Annotated in this window: 17 protein-coding genes; all 17 read right to left on the bottom strand. The window is 45.9% G+C overall.

Annotated elements, in window-relative coordinates; translation table 11 throughout:
* Window positions 1-2: 2 nt before the first annotated feature.
* Entirely contained in the window at window positions 3-866 is an 864-nt protein-coding gene (locus BBR47_RS17380) for a MinD/ParA family protein (RefSeq protein WP_015891739.1), read from the bottom strand.
* A gap of 4 nt (window positions 867-870) precedes the next feature.
* The gene (flhF, locus tag BBR47_RS17385; protein WP_015891740.1) at window positions 871-2,217 is read right to left on the bottom strand and encodes a flagellar biosynthesis protein FlhF; all 1,347 of its coding nucleotides are present in this window, start codon (window positions 2,215-2,217) and stop codon (window positions 871-873) included.
* Complete coding sequence (gene flhA, locus BBR47_RS17390; RefSeq protein ID WP_015891741.1) at window positions 2,214-4,256, bottom strand: flagellar biosynthesis protein FlhA; 2,043 nt, start codon at window positions 4,254-4,256, stop codon at window positions 2,214-2,216. The genes flhF and flhA overlap by 4 nt, the downstream gene beginning before the upstream one ends.
* A gap of 18 nt (window positions 4,257-4,274) precedes the next feature.
* Entirely contained in the window at window positions 4,275-5,372 is a 1,098-nt protein-coding gene (gene flhB / locus BBR47_RS17395; protein WP_015891742.1) for a flagellar biosynthesis protein FlhB, read from the bottom strand.
* Complete coding sequence (gene fliR / locus BBR47_RS17400; RefSeq protein WP_015891743.1) at window positions 5,369-6,151, bottom strand: flagellar biosynthetic protein FliR; 783 nt, start codon at window positions 6,149-6,151, stop codon at window positions 5,369-5,371. The genes flhB and fliR overlap by 4 nt, the downstream gene beginning before the upstream one ends.
* A 3-nt stretch (window positions 6,152-6,154) precedes the next feature.
* Window positions 6,155-6,424, bottom strand: a complete 270-nt coding sequence (fliQ, locus tag BBR47_RS17405) for a flagellar biosynthesis protein FliQ (RefSeq protein WP_007719290.1) — start codon at window positions 6,422-6,424, stop codon at window positions 6,155-6,157.
* Window positions 6,425-6,454: 30 nt separating this feature from the next.
* Complete coding sequence (gene fliP, locus BBR47_RS17410) at window positions 6,455-7,216, bottom strand: flagellar type III secretion system pore protein FliP (protein WP_015891744.1); 762 nt, start codon at window positions 7,214-7,216, stop codon at window positions 6,455-6,457.
* Window positions 7,213-7,893 carry a flagellar biosynthetic protein FliO gene (locus tag BBR47_RS17415; RefSeq protein WP_041749490.1) on the bottom strand — a complete coding sequence of 227 codons (681 nt, stop codon included), beginning with the start codon at window positions 7,891-7,893 and terminating at the stop codon, window positions 7,213-7,215. Before BBR47_RS17415 ends, fliP begins: the two co-directional genes overlap by 4 nt.
* On the bottom strand, window positions 7,893-8,255 hold the full coding sequence (locus tag BBR47_RS17420; RefSeq protein ID WP_007719294.1) for a response regulator: 363 nt from the start codon (window positions 8,253-8,255) through the stop codon (window positions 7,893-7,895). Before BBR47_RS17420 ends, BBR47_RS17415 begins: the two co-directional genes overlap by 1 nt.
* Window positions 8,256-8,291: 36 nt before the next feature.
* Window positions 8,292-9,659: a flagellar motor switch phosphatase FliY gene (fliY, locus tag BBR47_RS17425; RefSeq protein ID WP_015891746.1), complete on the bottom strand. Its 1,368-nt coding sequence runs from the start codon at window positions 9,657-9,659 to the stop codon at window positions 8,292-8,294.
* A complete protein-coding gene (gene fliM / locus BBR47_RS17430) occupies window positions 9,652-10,647 on the bottom strand; it encodes a flagellar motor switch protein FliM (RefSeq protein WP_015891747.1) in 996 nt (331 codons plus the stop codon). Before fliM ends, fliY begins: the two co-directional genes overlap by 8 nt.
* A gap of 39 nt (window positions 10,648-10,686) precedes the next feature.
* Window positions 10,687-11,142 carry a flagellar basal body-associated FliL family protein gene (locus BBR47_RS17435; RefSeq protein ID WP_015891748.1) on the bottom strand — a complete coding sequence of 152 codons (456 nt, stop codon included), beginning with the start codon at window positions 11,140-11,142 and terminating at the stop codon, window positions 10,687-10,689.
* Window positions 11,143-11,157: 15 nt separating this feature from the next.
* Window positions 11,158-11,379: a flagellar FlbD family protein gene (locus BBR47_RS17440; protein ID WP_015891749.1), complete on the bottom strand. Its 222-nt coding sequence runs from the start codon at window positions 11,377-11,379 to the stop codon at window positions 11,158-11,160.
* Window positions 11,380-11,448: 69 nt separating this feature from the next.
* The gene (gene flgG / locus BBR47_RS17445) at window positions 11,449-12,267 is read right to left on the bottom strand and encodes a flagellar basal body rod protein FlgG (protein ID WP_015891750.1); all 819 of its coding nucleotides are present in this window, start codon (window positions 12,265-12,267) and stop codon (window positions 11,449-11,451) included.
* A gap of 101 nt (window positions 12,268-12,368) precedes the next feature.
* Window positions 12,369-12,764, bottom strand: coding sequence for a TIGR02530 family flagellar biosynthesis protein (locus BBR47_RS17450; protein ID WP_015891751.1), 396 nt, complete (start codon window positions 12,762-12,764; stop codon window positions 12,369-12,371).
* Between the two features lie 24 nt (window positions 12,765-12,788).
* Complete coding sequence (locus BBR47_RS17455) at window positions 12,789-14,006, bottom strand: flagellar hook-length control protein FliK (RefSeq protein WP_015891752.1); 1,218 nt, start codon at window positions 14,004-14,006, stop codon at window positions 12,789-12,791.
* A 62-nt stretch (window positions 14,007-14,068) separates the two neighbouring features.
* Window positions 14,069-14,977 (bottom strand): magnesium transporter MgtE N-terminal domain-containing protein, encoded by a 909-nt coding sequence (locus tag BBR47_RS17460; protein ID WP_015891753.1) that lies wholly within the window; start codon window positions 14,975-14,977, stop codon window positions 14,069-14,071.
* Window positions 14,978-14,987 lie beyond the last annotated feature (10 nt).

Raw genomic sequence — 14,987 nt, forward strand, 5'->3', positions numbered from 1 at the left:
TCTCATCGTATGAAGTGCCTCAACCTCGCAAGAAAACCTTTGAGACCACTGATAGAATCATCTGTAGTAACCGGACGATCCAAGTACCGCTCTACCAGATTTCGTATGCTTCTCGCAGCTTGCGATTGTGGATATGTAAGTAGAAAAGGACGCTGCAGTTTAACAGCTTTAGAAACATAAGGATCATCCGAAACATATCCAAGCGACTGAATATCCATATTCAAAAAACGTTTGGAAACCATCGCAAGCTTGTCTGCCGTCATTTTCCCTTCTCTCTCCGACGACGCCCTGTTTATCACCAATCGAATGGAAACAGCGGGGTTACGTGAGTGAAGCATCTTGATGACTGCATATGCATCCGTTATCGCTGGTGGTTCGGGAGTGGTAACAAGGATGACCTCGTCTGAGGAGAGCATGAATCTCATGGATTCTTTTGAAAAACCTGCTCCCGTATCAAAAATGATAGTGTCAGCATAGCCCTGCAATGGGTCTAGATGTGAGAATAAGCGATCAAGCTTCTCATCATCTAACTGCATGATCTGCGTAAAGCCAGAACCACCCGCGATGAATTCTAAGCCTCCAGGCCCGTGCTCGATAATGTCCCAAACAGTCGTATCTGGCTCTAACAAATGAAATAGATGCTTTTTTGGGGTAATTCCCATTAATACATCCAGATTTGCCAGACCCAGGTCCAAGTCAAACAAAACCGCCTTATGACCCTTCTCAATCAAACCAAGTCCAAAATTCAGGCTGAAATTGGACTTGCCGACACCACCTTTTCCACTCGTCACTGTCACCAGTCTAGTCGGCCGTGTCTTCTTGTTTTGTAGCATCCTCTCACGGAGTTGCTCTGCTTGGTCACGCATCTGTTTACTCTCCCATAATCATCGTTGAAACCAGCTCGGGTGTAGCTACAACGATATCATCTGGTACATTTTGACCTGTCGTTACATAGGAGAGCTGTAGATTCATCTCCTGACAAACATTCAACATCGTGCCAAAGCTGTTCGTTTCATCTGCTTTTGTAAAAATGACTTGCTTCACTTGAACTTCCGCAAAATTTTGGACGATTGCTTTCATATCGTTGAATTTGGAGCTCAAGCTAAGTACTAGGTAGTTCACGCTGTCTTTTCCATGCTCGAGCAATTCACGAATGCCTTCGACGTACTCATCGTTGCGAAAATTTCGTCCAGCCGTATCTACAAAAATGAGGTCACAATCACTTAAGCGCTCCATCGCCGCCGCCATTTCTCTCGGAGAAAAGACAACCTCCAGCGGGACATTCAGGATGTTTGCATACGTCTTCAGCTGTTCTACAGCCGCCATTCGATACGTATCCGCCGTGATAAAGCCGATTTTTCGCTTTTCCTTCAACATGCTGTTCGCCGCAAGCTTGGCAATCGTCGTTGTTTTTCCTACCCCTGTCGGACCGAAAAAGAAAGCATACCGTACGTTCTTACCCAGCCTTGGCGAAGATGCTGTATACGGCTCGATCATGGAAGTGATGATTGTTCGGCATACCGTAAACGCTTCTTCCTCCGTCCACTTTTCACCCGGTTGCGACTTTTCCATTATTTGGCGAATGATTTCCGCTGTCAGCTCTTCAGTCACTTCCTGCTTCAATAACTGTGCACGAATAGACTGTACCGCTGGAGGAAGTTGTTCACTTAAGTCATGCACCAGCAGCTTTTGAAACATTTGACGCATATCTCGCATTTCCGTAGCAATCGCGTCATGATTGCTTGCGGGTAAAGCTCTTTCTTGGGAGGTCGTGACAGGAGCATGCTGCTCAGTTGGCTCGCCTTGCTTTGGCATAGCTCTCGTATCTGTGATCTCTTCCTTTGGAAGCGTCGCAACCGCGGTTTGTGTCATCGCGGCTACGACCTGCTCCCTACCTGTTGATTCAGTTTGTTGATTCTCTGATGTTTTGGTCACAGTCGGTCTTCGATACGCTTGAGCAGCCGTGTACGTACCCGTCTGCGATTTGGGCAAAACGTTGTTGGTTCGATGTTCAGCTGCTACTGTGGAATTTTCTCGATCGGATGCCTTTTCATCGACAGCAGCGATTACTTCGATTCGTTGTTTGCCAAACATCCCGAACAATCCACCTGTTTTGATCGGCTTAGAATTCAGAATCACTGCATCCATTCCTAAGTCCGTCCTGATTTTTTCCATTGCTTCTGGCATCGAATCGACAATGTAACGTTTTACCCTCACGAAATGTTCACCATCCCTACGCTTTGCACTTCAACATGTGGTTCGAGCTCGCTGTACGACAAAACGGGAACGTCTGGCATCATGCGATCTACTAATTGACGCAAGTACATTCGAACTGCTGGTGATGATAGAATGATCGGCTGTTGACCCGAGTTGATCATTTTGCTCACTTCAGTCGACATGATTTGGAAAATTCGCTGAGACGTTTCCGGATCCATCGCCAGATAGCTTCCTTGCTCAGACTGTTCCACACGTTCGGAGATTGCTTTTTCCAATCCTGCTCCAGCTGTAAGCACGCGAAGTGGTTGTCCTGGCTCCGTAAATTGGAGTGTGATCTGTCTCGCCATCGCTTGTCTCACATATTCTGTCAGTACATCCGGATCTTTTGTATACAAGGCATGATCCGCAAGTGCCTCGAGAATGACGTGGAGATTTCGAACAGAGACTTTTTCACGCAACAGCTTTTGCAATACTTTTTGTACGTCCCCTATGGCGAGCATACTTGGAATCAGCTCGTCTACGAGAACTGGTGCTGTCTCCCGAACATTGTCGATCAGGGCCCTTGTCTCTTGGCGACCTAACAATTCGTGGGCATGTCGCTTGATGACCTCTGTCAGATGTGTAGCCACAACAGATGGCGGATCGACAACTGTATAGCCAGACAGCTCAGCAATCTCCTTATTCTCTTCTGTTACCCATAATGCGGGCAATCCAAACGCAGGTTCTACGGTTTCTATCCCAACAATGGAATCATCTTCAATCCCCGGGCTCATCGCTAGATAGTGATCCAGCATGATTTCCCCTTTAGCGACCTGGTTGCCTTTTATTTTGATCATGTATTCATTCGGTCGAAGCTGGATGTTGTCACGTATACGAATAACCGGTACAACGATCCCCATCTCGAGAGCGATTTGTCTTCGAATCATAATGACTCGATCTAGCAAATCTCCACCCTGCTTCACATCAGCAAGCGGGATTAAGCCATAACCGAATTCGAATTCGATCGGATCGACCTGCAGCAGGTTCACGACGCTTTCGGGACTGCGTACTTCTTCCATTTGCTGCTCTTCCACCTTGTCGGCGGATTCCTGTATTTGCATCTTTTGGTTCTTCTCCATTTTCCAAGCAGCAAATGCCATGATCCCGGAAACCGGAAGCACAGGCAGAATTCCAATCGGTGTAAAGAGTCCCAGTAATAGCATACATCCGGATACGATATAGAGAAGACGCGGAAAGCTGAACATTTGCTTGACAATGTCTTCTCCCAAACCTTCACCAGAAGTGGAACGCGTTACAATAATACCCGCAGCAGTCGAGATTAAGAGCGCTGGAATCTGACTCACCAATGCGTCACCGACAGACATGGTAGTGAAACGAGAGGCAGACTCAGCAAAGCTCATATCGTGAATGAGCATCCCGATGATAAAACCACCAATAATATTTACGATAAAAATGATAATACCCGCGATGGCGTCCCCTTTTACGAATTTGCTGGCACCATCCATTGCTCCATAAAAGTCTGCTTCGTTTTCAATCTTTTTTCTTCGGACACGTGCTTCAGCTTCTGTGATCATTCCTGCATTCAGATCCGCATCGATACTCATCTGCTTACCAGGCATCGCATCGAGCGTAAAGCGTGCTGCTACCTCAGCGACGCGCTCAGAACCTTTGGTGATTACGATAAATTGAATGATGATCAAGATCAGAAACACGACGAAACCGACGACTTGATTACCACCGACTACAAAGCTACCGAACGTTTCAATAACTTTACCGCCTTCACCGTGCGAGAGAATATTTCTAGTCGTCGACACGTTTAGGGCTAGTCGAAAAAGTGTTGTAATAAGCAAAACCGTCGGAAAGATCGAGAATTCCAAAGTCTCTTTTGTATACATCGACACAAGCAAGATGGTCAATGCAAGGGAGATATTCAAAATCAACAGCAAATCAAGAAGCGCTGAAGGAAGTGGGATTACCATCATGACAACAATGCTTATGACAAAAAGGATCGTACCAACTTCTTTAAATTTGAATCCCACTGGTTATCCTCCTTCCATTTATTTCACTTTCCCTTGCAGCTTGTAGACGTACGCGAGAACTTCCGCGACCGCTTTAAACATCTCTTCGGGAATTTGTTGCCCAACTTCAACTTGACTATAGAGAGCCCGGGCCAAGGGCTTGTTTTCCATGGTAACGATACGATGCTTTTTCGCTACTTCCCTTATTTTTAATGCCAGATAGTCTTGCCCTTTGGCGATTACCGTTGGTGCACTCATCGCACTTGCGTCATAGCGAACGGCAACGGCAAAGTGGGTCGGGTTCGTAATAATGACATCCGCTTTGGGAAGCTCCTGCATCATACGGCGAATGGCCATACTTCTTTGCCGTTCACGAATCTTCCCTTTGATGAGCGGATCACCTTCCGCTTGCTTATGCTCGTCCTTGAGATCCTGTTTGGACATCCGCAGATTCTTTTCATGCTCATAACGTTGATAGGCATAGTCCAGAACCGCGAGAATGAAAAGCAATAACCCGAGATAGATTCCCAGCTTTGTCACCTCTTCGGCAGTAAACGATAGGACTGCTCCGAGAGACAATAAGGAAAGTTGTACAACTTGTTCCTTTGCATTCCACAAAATGACGTACGCGACGTATATGCCTGCGCTTATTTTTAATAAAGACTTCAGTAGCTCTACGAGTGAGCGTAAGGAAAAAATTCTTTTTGCCCCTTTAATCGGATCAATCTTTTCCAACTTCATTTGAAGGGGCTCTGTACTAAAATGCCAGCCTACTTGCATGTAGTTCACCGCAAACGCGACAAGAAAACTCAAGCCTAAGATAGGTCCTACAATTTTTATCGCTTCAAATACGAGTTGCATCACCATGACTTTTAAATTTTCTTCATTTAATTGCCACGTGGTGTATGTAATCAATGACTCCCGCATCAAATCTTGAAAGGTGCCTAGCATGGTAGAGCCAAGCATCATTAACAGAAAGAAAAATGCTGTCAAAGATAGGGCTGGGGAAAGATCCTGACTTTTTGCAACTTGCCCTTTTTTTCGTGCGTCTTGTTTTTTCTTGGGCGTAGCTTTTTCCGTCTTTTCCCCATTAAAAAATTGAAGATCTACTTGATAAGAAAGCCTCAATTGATTCATGGTGATCCTCCGAGCGATTTCATCATTTCTGCAAGTGCCCGGAACATATTCCCAAACAATCCGTTCAGGGTCAGCAAGAACGCAGGCATCACTACGATAAGTAGTAAAAAGCCGGCAAGCAGTTTAATGGGCAAACCCACCACAAAGATATTAAACTGCGGGACAGATTTGGCGATAATACCAAGAGAGAGATCAACCAGAAACAATGCAACGACGATCGGTGCCGCAATCATAAACGCACTCGTAAACATCGTTAGAAATGTCTTTACTGCTGTCATCATGACGTTTTCGCTTCCGAAAGCCGCCCACATGATGTCCACCGGTATAACCTGGTAACTGCTTATCACACCTCGTATCAGCATGTGATGCCCGTCGATACTGAAAAAGTACAAGACAGCGAGAATGTTTTTGAAGTTACCTGTCACTGGGATATACGCACCCGTTTTCGGGTCAATCACGTTTGCCATGGCAAGACCCATCTGCATGTCCATCAGTCCGCCGGCAACCTGAATGGCAATAAACATCATTTCACATATGTAACCAAGAATGACACCAACAAGCGCTTCTTTTATGACATACATAACAAATGTCAAATCCATTGGAATCTCGCCTTGTACGGGCAAGGATTGAAAGCTGATGACGGCAATGATAAACGCGAGCGCGATTTTAAACTGATTCGGTACTCCACGAATGGAAAAGAACGGAGCCGTTACAAAAAAAGCACTCATTCGGACAAAAACAAGCATGAATATGGGTAAATACATCAGAAAAAGATTCATATGCTACCCAACAAAACGATGAAGGTTACCGAAGATCCCCATCGTAAAATCAAGCAGTACCCGAAGCATCCATGGACCAGCAGCCAAGATCACAACAAATACGGCCACGATCTTCGGAATGAAAGCGAGTGTCTGCTCCTGAATTTGTGTCGTTGCCTGAAAGACACTGACCATCAAACCGACCAGCAAGGCGACCCCAAGTGCGGGTGCCGAAATCAGCAGGATGGTATAAACAGAGCTTTGGGCAATCTGCATAAGTAATTCTTGTGTCATGCTCTACCTCCTGAGGCATTCGGAATGTCGCTAAAAACTGGTCAAAAGTGATTTCACAATGAGATACCAGCCGTCCACCATGATGAACAATAAAATCTTAAACGGCAATGAAATCATCACCGGCGGTAACATCATCATCCCCATCCCCATCAAAATACTGGAGATGATCATATCAATTACGAGAAAAGGAATGAATATCATAAAGCCGATCTGAAAAGCCGTCTTCAATTCGCTGATGGCATAAGCAGGTACCAGCGCATTCAAAGGAATATCTTGGATCGTTTTTGGTCGTTCGGCTTTTGTGTATTCCAGAAAAAGTGCTAAATCTTTTTCACGCGTCTGTTTTGCCATAAATTGCTTAAAGGGTATGACCGCCGCGTCAAATGCCTGCTGTTGCGTTAGCTTTCCTTGCATAAATGGCTGCACGGCTGTTTCGTTTACTTGTCCGAGTGTTGGGGCCATTATGAAAAATGTCATAAATAACGCAAGAGCAATCAATACCTGATTCGGTGGCATTTGCTGAGTTGCCAACGCATTTCTTACAAAAGACAAGACAATGATAATTCGCGCAAAACTAGTCATTAAAAGCAAAATCGCTGGAGCTACAGATAATACTGTCAAAATCAGTAACAGCTGAATGGCCGTTGATGTCTCCTGCGGTGTTCCTGTTCCGCCGCCTATCTTCAAATCAATGCTTGGAACAAGCGGTGTCCCCACTGGCGCCGCCATGGCCATATCAGGTACGGATAGCAACACTGCGACAAGCATCAGCACCTGCAAAAAATATTTCATTTTTGGTCCCCTCTGTCCTGAGCTTGCTCGTTCTTCCAATGTTCTGTTTGGTTTGGACGATTCTTCAAGTCGTTCCATTGACCTTGCAACAGATCTTGAAAGCTTTTCCCGTCCATTTCAGAAGAAAACAAGATTTCTTCTTCTGCCTGCTTTTTCTTACCGAACGGAAGCCATTCTAGCGAGAATGGGCTTTTCATCGGTTTGATCTCAGCGTCAGCCAAAATCAAATCTACCTCTTCACCCGGTTCGATTCTACGAAGCAATTGAACGTTTTCTCCTACTCCCACGATGTACAATGACTCACCGATCATAACAACCTGCAGTGTTTTGCCATTACCTAGCGCAGTTGCGCTAATCACTTTAATCGGTCCATGACTTTGAGCCCCTTGACGTCGACCAAGAAAACGGAGCAATAAAAAGATCAATACAGCAATAAAGCCAAGCGAAAAGATGACTTGAACCAGATACCCGATCATACTTCCTGTTCCGCTGCCCGGAATGGCCGCCGGCTGTTCACTGCCGGCGGGCGCATTGCTAGTTGGCACTTTTCCCTTGTTGTACGCATCCGCTACTGAACCTTCCGCAAAAGCGGTACTCGGCAGGGAGGAGACGAAAAGCAACAGGATCAGACTGAAGACTAAAATGAGTCTTGCCCCTGCATTCCGGATCATCATCATTAGCTCATTGTCTTTTTGATCGCTTCCAAAACGCGATCCGCTTGGAATGGTTTTACGATGAAGTCTTTTGCGCCCGCCTGGATCGCATCGATTACCATCGCTTGTTGTCCCATCGCAGAGCACATGATAACGCGCGCGTTAGGATCCAACTTTTTAATTTCTTTCAGTGCAGAAATTCCATCCATCTCTGGCATGGTAATATCCATGGTTACGAGATCAGGTCCCAATTCTTTGTATTTTTCAACTGCTTGTGCACCGTCACTTGCTTCCCCTACGACGCTGTACCCGTTTTTCGAAAGAATTTCCTTGATCATCATACGCATGAACGCTGCATCGTCGACGATTAAAACTTTGTTAGACATGAATAGCTCCTCCCTAATGCTTCCCACTTGATTGGTTTATTGTAATTTTTGAACACGATCTATCTGACTGATGATGTCTGTAACACGAACCCCAAAGTTCTCATCAATGACGACAACCTCGCCCTTGGCAATTAATTTGTTGTTCACCAATATGTCTACATGCTCACCTGCCAGCTTGTCCAACTGTATAATCGATCCAGCGGACAAGTCAAGGATTTCTCTAATGAGCTTTTTCGTACGTCCTAACTCAACTGTTACCTGTAATGGAATATCGTGAAGCAAGTTCAAATTCTGTATGTCTCCTGTATACATAGGAGCACCTCCAAGTGGAGCAAATTGTGCTGGTACTACATTCGCCTGATTAGCGGCAGGACCTCCGAAATGCTGTGGTGTTGGCGGAGCCATTGGAGGCTGCTGATACATTCCTGGGTACGGAGCGTAGCCAGGTGGCATCATTTGTTGTCCATACGCGTCAGGATACATCGGCGGCTGTCCTGGGTAGCCCATTGGCGGTGCGTAACCCGGCGGTTGCTGATACATTGGCTGTTGCTGTGCCTGTGACGGCTGCGCTACAGGCGGTACGTGGCTCTGTGGCTGCTCTTGCATACTTTGCTGGACAGAAGGAGCCGACAGACCCATAGCTGGCAGAGAAGGCATCTCTATCTCATCTATGAGGGCCGCTGCTGCTTCTTCATCCCCTGCACCTCCAACTAGTCGATCAATCATCTTTTTCGCAAAGGAAAGAGGGAGAAGCTGCATAATATTTGAATCGATAAGTTCACCATGTTCTCCTACCTTTAAGCGGAAAGATACCTTCACCAGAGGACTGTCATCATCAGAGAAGCTGTCTCCACCCTTGCCTTGCGCCAGATCCATTACATCGATGCCTGGTGGCGTAATATTAATGAACTGGTTGAAAATCGTCGACATGGACGTAGCAGCTGAGCCCATCATCTGATTCATTGCTTCCTGAACCGCGCTGATATGAAGCTCAGACATTTCAGTGCTCGCTGGTCTACCATCTCCGCCCATCATCAGATCCGCAATAACAGCAGCATCTTCCATGCGAATGACGAGCAGGTTTATTCCTTTGAATCCATCTGTATATTCCACATGGACAGCCACGTGAGGAATCGGAAATTCGCTTTCCAATTCATCAACATTGACTACGGAAACAGTAGGGGTTGTAATATCTACCTTTTGACTTAACAAAGTAGATAACGCAGTAGCTGCGCTCCCAAAGGAGATATTACCAATTTCTCCGAGTGCATCCTGTTCAAACGGGGACAGAAATTCGGCAACATCCTGGGTTACTGCCGATACAGCTTCCTCTTCGTCCTCAACCAAGTTGTTCGCACGTAACAGCGCGTCAATCTCGTCTTGAGAAAGCATATCTCTACTCATTTTGTTCCTCCCCCTCCTCTATGACTTCATCAATCTGTACGGCGACTCTTCCTTTATGCGTTCCTGGCTGACCCAAAAACTTTAAGTGGTTGCCAACTTTAATTTTCAACTTGTTGTCGATCGATTGATCTAATTGAATGACGTCGCCTTTTTGTAGCTGCAAGAAATCTCCTACTGTAATCGTAGCTGTTCCCATCTCAGCAACAATCGGTAATTTTGCAACTTTTACTCGCTCTTCTACACGCAGGCGCTCTTCTTCATCCCGCGTTTTCTTCTGTTTGGAGAACCAGTATTGTCCAGACAGCTTTGTCATGATTGGCTCCAGTACCACGTGAGGCAAACAGAGATTGATCATTCCTGTTGTATCGCCGATTTTGGTACTAAAAGAGATTACCACGACAATCTCATTAGGTGAGACGATCTGCATGAACTGTGGATTCATTTCCAAGCCTTCCTGATACGGGTCCAGTTCAATGATTTGCTTCCATGCCTCGTGGAAAGTATCCAGCGCTTTGCCGAATACGCGTTCCATCACCGTTGTTTCAATTTCCGTAAGGGCGCCCATTTTTTCCGGAATCGCCCCCTGTCCTCCCAGAAGTCGATCCAACATGGTATAGGCGATGTTTGGATTTACTTCCAAAACCATTCGTCCTTCCAGCGGAGGAGCTTCAAAGATGTTCAAGATGGTCATCTTGGGAATAGAACGTATAAATTCGTCATACGGCAATTGATCGACGGAGGCAACCGTAATTTGCACGAAGGTACGGAGCTGAGCTGAAAAATACGTAGTCAACAGCCTCGCGTAGTTTTCATGGATTCGCGTTAAACCACGGATCTGATCTTTCGAGAATCGCAGGGCGCGTTTGAAATCATATACTTTGACTTTACGCTCAGTTTCTTCCTTTTTCAGCTCGTTGGCATCCATTTCGCCCGAAGATAGGGCGGCCAACAGCGCATCAATCTCACTCTGTGAGAGAACCTCGGCCATATGTCGTCACCTCCTTGCTATGTATACCATAATCGCTTCCTATGACAAGACGCGTTTGGTTGTCACTACTTGAACAATCTTACCCTCTTGCATCAGGGAGCTGATTTCATTCATGATTTTTGCTTCCAGCTTGTTCACACCTTCAGTTCCTTTTATGTCTTCTGGTGTCAACCCCGCCAATGTTTTAATAATCACCTGATTGACTTGCGGCAAACGCTGTTCCAACTCTGTTTTGGCAGCAGAACTGTCAGCCGTAATGCTAAAGCGTACAATCATGTAATTATTCGTTAGCAAGTTCGTAGTAATTTCGCCAGTGTCAACGGAGAACTCTTTTATTTCCCCTGCCGTGAGCGGCTTCACTTCTTGCTCTTCCGTCGAAGCTGTTTGCGCAGCTGGAGAGAGATAGGTTTGCCAGAGAACAAACGAGATCACTCCCAGTAGCGATATCGCGATGATAATAATTAGAGCCATGTTAAACAATCGATTTTGAAACATCGCTAATGCCTCCCGCTATTCATTTGAATCACCCGGCATTTTCGGTACAGAAGTTGCCGGAGGAACATTATGATAAAAAGCCTGAACACGTTCAGCGATGGATTCCACCGAATCCTTCACGATGTACTTTCTGTCGTTGAACAGCGTAATTACGCTATCCGGAGTTCCTTCAACAGTTTCAATGTGAGTGATGTTCAGATAAAAAGTAGAACCGTTAAACCGCGTTAACTTAATCATTGGCTGCTCCTTTCCGGATCAAGCTGGGGAAGGCTTAGAACACTTCCCCGGCTTTTCCGTTAAACGAAATTATCGTTTCAGGTTCACCAGTTCTTCCAATACTGTGTCAGATGTCGTGATGATCCGTGAGTTTGCTTGGAAACCGCGTTGTGCCACGATCATTTCTGTAAATTCTTCAGAAAGGTCAACGTTGGACATTTCCAGTTGGCCTGCGATGATGCTTACTTTTGCATCAGCTGGCGTCACTGGTGTCATCGGGTCACCATCATTCGCACCAGCGTTTACTGTATTTTCGTAAAGATTGTTCCCAATTTTCTTCAAACCACCTGGGTTATTGAAAGTCATTACCCCAATGGTATTCGTAGAGTCTAGGGCACCAGTTTCATCCACTGTTGTGATAACCCCATCTTTTCCGATGGAGTAAGAAACAACCCCATCATTTTGGCTGATCTGAATCGCAGCTGGATCGGTGTTCATGAGCTTCATCCCTTGGGAGTTCACCAGGTATCCCTCTGCATCACGTGTAAAGTTACCTGCACGCGTATAATAGATCGTTGCCCCTTCATCCGGGCTTACCATAAAGAATCCGTCGCCCTCGATAGAAAGGTCTGTTGGCAGGTTGGTTGTCATCGGACTACCAGCAGAGAAGACGGTATCAATGGATGCGATTGAAGCTCCTAGTCCAATCTGAGTTGGGTTAGTTCCGCCCTTCCCACCTGCTGTAGGTGCCCCAGCCCCTTGAACGTTTTGGCTCAAAATATCTTGGAACATCACGCGTCCCTTTTTGAAACCAACGGTGTTTACGTTTGCGATATTATTACCAATAACGTCCAACTTAGTTTGAAATCCACGCAAGCCTGAAATACCTGAATACATAGATCGAAGCATACTAACTTCCTCCTTTACCTTCTCGTTTACAGCGGCTACCTCTGTCAGTCGGTAGCCGAATGGGCTTCCTCAAGAGGAGGTCCAGCCCAGTGAACAGCCACCTACACGAAAATGGCACTGTCAATGTTAGTAAATACGTTGTCCTTCATGCTGCCATCGTCTACGGCGGTAATAATTTTCCGATTTACGATGCTCACGACGTAGGCCACATTATCCATCATAACGAGAGACTCTCTGGCGCCTTTGGCGGCTGCTTTTTGCACAGCGGATTCCAAACGCTCCATCTGTTGTCGCTCTAGCGTAATGCCCCGCTCCTGCAAGCGATTGACGGCATGCTGGCTAAAACTGAGTGGTTCTGTCTTGGTTGCAGCGCCAATCGATTCCGTCAAATACTGCTGAAATAACGCGTTGTTTCCCGGAGCGGTTTGGGTAGTAGCTTTTGCGGCGTGATTCGTTTTCGGAGGAAAATAGGGTTGCCCCACACGAAAATGATTCATGGCGCTTCCTCCTTATAGCCAATCCTAGACGATGTCGTCAATGCCGCGAGCCGTGTCCCGCAATCGATTCCATAGCACTTCTGTTGATTCATTGCTGTCTACCAGGGCATCGAGAGCAAATTCTTGCTCGTCTTTATCTTGCTGTTGTCGATTCTCTTGTTGCTGTCGTGCTTGTTCACGCTGCTGTTGGAAGTTAAAAGCGGTATCCTGCTGCTGGTTTACCTCCAAACGATCAACCTGTAAGCCTTGTTGTGTCAAAGCAGCTCGAAGCTGTGGAAGCTGATTATCCAGCATATCCTTTCCAGCCTGTGTTTCAGCATGGAACTGTGCTGTAATCACGCCATTTTGGGAAGTAATCGTTACGTCTACTTGGCCCAAAGATTGTGGATTCAGAATCAGCTTTGCCTCATGTACGCCATTATGTTGGGTCAACTGCATCTTGGACACGAAAAGCTGTGTGACTTGCTGTGTCAGTTGATTGGCGTTTACATGGTGTGTTGGAACAGACTGTTGTTGAAAGGTCTGTACAGATTGTGTCTGTGTATTAGATGAAGCAATAATTGGTGTCTGACCATTTCCATTCAACATGCCGTCTTCTTGATTGCCCTCTTGATTCAAAAGGCCGCTTTGAAGGGTTGACTGTACTGTCTGGGACTGAATCCCTGCTTCTAGCTTGTAAGCCGAGAGACCTTGATTCAACCGCAATGGAGAAATTGTCTTAAACGTATCCTGTTGGGTTGTGTTCATGTTTGTCATCACATCGGATCGCAAGTTCAGTCCACTTCGTTTTGACTCCTCAGCATTTCCTTTTTGATTCTTCAGGGATTCGAGAAGAGCTGCCAGCTTGTCCAGTTCGTTTGGAGTTGCTTCCCCTTTTTTCAGGTTAGCTAGAATCTGCTTTAAATCCTCACTCACTTGACCAGCATTTCCTTGTGCTTTGCCCAAGAGTTGTTCCATTGCAGTTGCAAATTTTTCTTGGGAGTCAGACGGTAATTCGTCTTGCGTCGTTTGACCAGTGCCAAGCAGTTGGGCAAATAATGCCATGAGATCAGCTAATGCTAGCATATCCTCTTCGCTTAAATCCTCTGGAGCCACTGTTGTCTCTTCTGGGTTCTGATCCAACACCTGCATCAATTGCATAGAAAACATTTGACCTAAACCAGTTCCTTCTGCATTCGCTACAGGTGTCGCTGTAACAGATCCTGCTGATCCTACGGCAGGAGTCAAATTGGCTACATTCATCTCGTTCACCTCCTCTTTTTGATTTGTTGCTTATAGGAACGAAAACAGATGATTATTTCCATCTATTTTCGAAGCAACTCTGTCGTGATGCGAGCCGCCAGATTATCTGGTTCTTTCTGTTTCTTATCATCATTGGCTATCGCTGAGAGAGTTTGTGCCCGTTTATCCGCAGGCAAATCTTTCATTAAGGCAATGGCTTGACCACTGTTGGTAACCATGAGTGAGCGAATGATAGCTGCAGCATCCGCAGGAGGCAATTGAGTAAATGTTTTCATTAGATCCTCTGCAGATTCTGAACCTTCACGCGTATCGCTTAACGCCTTTGTCAGAACGTCAACACGTTGTTGCAGAGCAGCAATGTCATCATCTTTGTTCACTACTGAATCTTTTAACAAGATGGAAATATCAGCAGCTTTCTTTGGTTCCATCTTGGCCAAAATATCTGCCTGTTGTGCAGGCTTCATTTTTGTCATGACGGCAACTGACTCTTGCAGTTTTAGATTTTCAATGATGGCCGCCGCATTCTTTGGAGACATGGTTGTATACACTTTCGCCAAATCTGCAAACTGCTTCTGACGCTCTTCCTCAGTCGCACGTTTGTCCTCCATTGCCTTGTTTACATCATCGATTTGCTTTTCCAGTGCCGCAATGGTGGCATCTTTCTTTGCTGACTCTTCTTTTAAAGCGGTAATCTGCTGCTGGTTTTTTGCTTGATCTTGCTGTAGGGTTGCCACTTGTTTGTCCATGTCAGGTTTTTCTTCTGAGCCGGGAGTTGCTGCATAGTCGTCCGGGACTAATTTTTCCACGTACGGTATGGAGTTAGCCCAGTGGAGAACAGTCCCTAACACGTTTACTCCGAGCAAGCTCAGGAGCACACCGCCAAGGAGGCTGGCAAACAGTGCAGGAATGACAATCATATAAAAGAACCATTCCCACCTGCCGTATTCCCGTTCTTCTTGGATTTCTTCCATTTGGAACCTC

The sequence above is a fragment of the Brevibacillus brevis NBRC 100599 genome (assembly GCF_000010165.1).
Taxonomy (GTDB): domain Bacteria; phylum Bacillota; class Bacilli; order Brevibacillales; family Brevibacillaceae; genus Brevibacillus; species Brevibacillus brevis_D.

Excerpts from the sequence above, each read along its gene's own strand:
- BBR47_RS17435 (WP_015891748.1), bottom strand. The coding sequence starts at position 11,142 with ATGTTTCAAAATCGATTGTTTAACATGGCTCTAATTATTATCATCGCG.
- BBR47_RS17440 (WP_015891749.1), bottom strand. The coding sequence starts at position 11,379 with ATGATTAAGTTAACGCGGTTTAACGGTTCTACTTTTTATCTGAACATC.
- BBR47_RS17460 (WP_015891753.1), bottom strand. The coding sequence starts at position 14,977 with ATGGAAGAAATCCAAGAAGAACGGGAATACGGCAGGTGGGAATGGTTC.
- fliY (WP_015891746.1), bottom strand. The coding sequence starts at position 9,659 with ATGAGTAGAGATATGCTTTCTCAAGACGAGATTGACGCGCTGTTACGT.
- BBR47_RS17380 (WP_015891739.1), bottom strand. The coding sequence starts at position 866 with ATGCGTGACCAAGCAGAGCAACTCCGTGAGAGGATGCTACAAAACAAG.
- flhB (WP_015891742.1), bottom strand. The coding sequence starts at position 5,372 with ATGAATCAATTGAGGCTTTCTTATCAAGTAGATCTTCAATTTTTTAAT.
- flgG (WP_015891750.1), bottom strand. The coding sequence starts at position 12,267 with ATGCTTCGATCTATGTATTCAGGTATTTCAGGCTTGCGTGGATTTCAA.
- BBR47_RS17455 (WP_015891752.1), bottom strand. The coding sequence starts at position 14,006 with ATGAATGTAGCCAATTTGACTCCTGCCGTAGGATCAGCAGGATCTGTT.
- fliQ (WP_007719290.1), bottom strand. The coding sequence starts at position 6,424 with ATGACACAAGAATTACTTATGCAGATTGCCCAAAGCTCTGTTTATACC.
- fliM (WP_015891747.1), bottom strand. The coding sequence starts at position 10,647 with ATGGCCGAGGTTCTCTCACAGAGTGAGATTGATGCGCTGTTGGCCGCC.
- BBR47_RS17415 (WP_041749490.1), bottom strand. The coding sequence starts at position 7,893 with ATGATGATGATCCGGAATGCAGGGGCAAGACTCATTTTAGTCTTCAGT.
- BBR47_RS17450 (WP_015891751.1), bottom strand. The coding sequence starts at position 12,764 with ATGAATCATTTTCGTGTGGGGCAACCCTATTTTCCTCCGAAAACGAAT.
- fliP (WP_015891744.1), bottom strand. The coding sequence starts at position 7,216 with ATGAAATATTTTTTGCAGGTGCTGATGCTTGTCGCAGTGTTGCTATCC.
- BBR47_RS17420 (WP_007719294.1), bottom strand. The coding sequence starts at position 8,255 with ATGTCTAACAAAGTTTTAATCGTCGACGATGCAGCGTTCATGCGTATG.
- fliR (WP_015891743.1), bottom strand. The coding sequence starts at position 6,151 with ATGAATCTTTTTCTGATGTATTTACCCATATTCATGCTTGTTTTTGTC.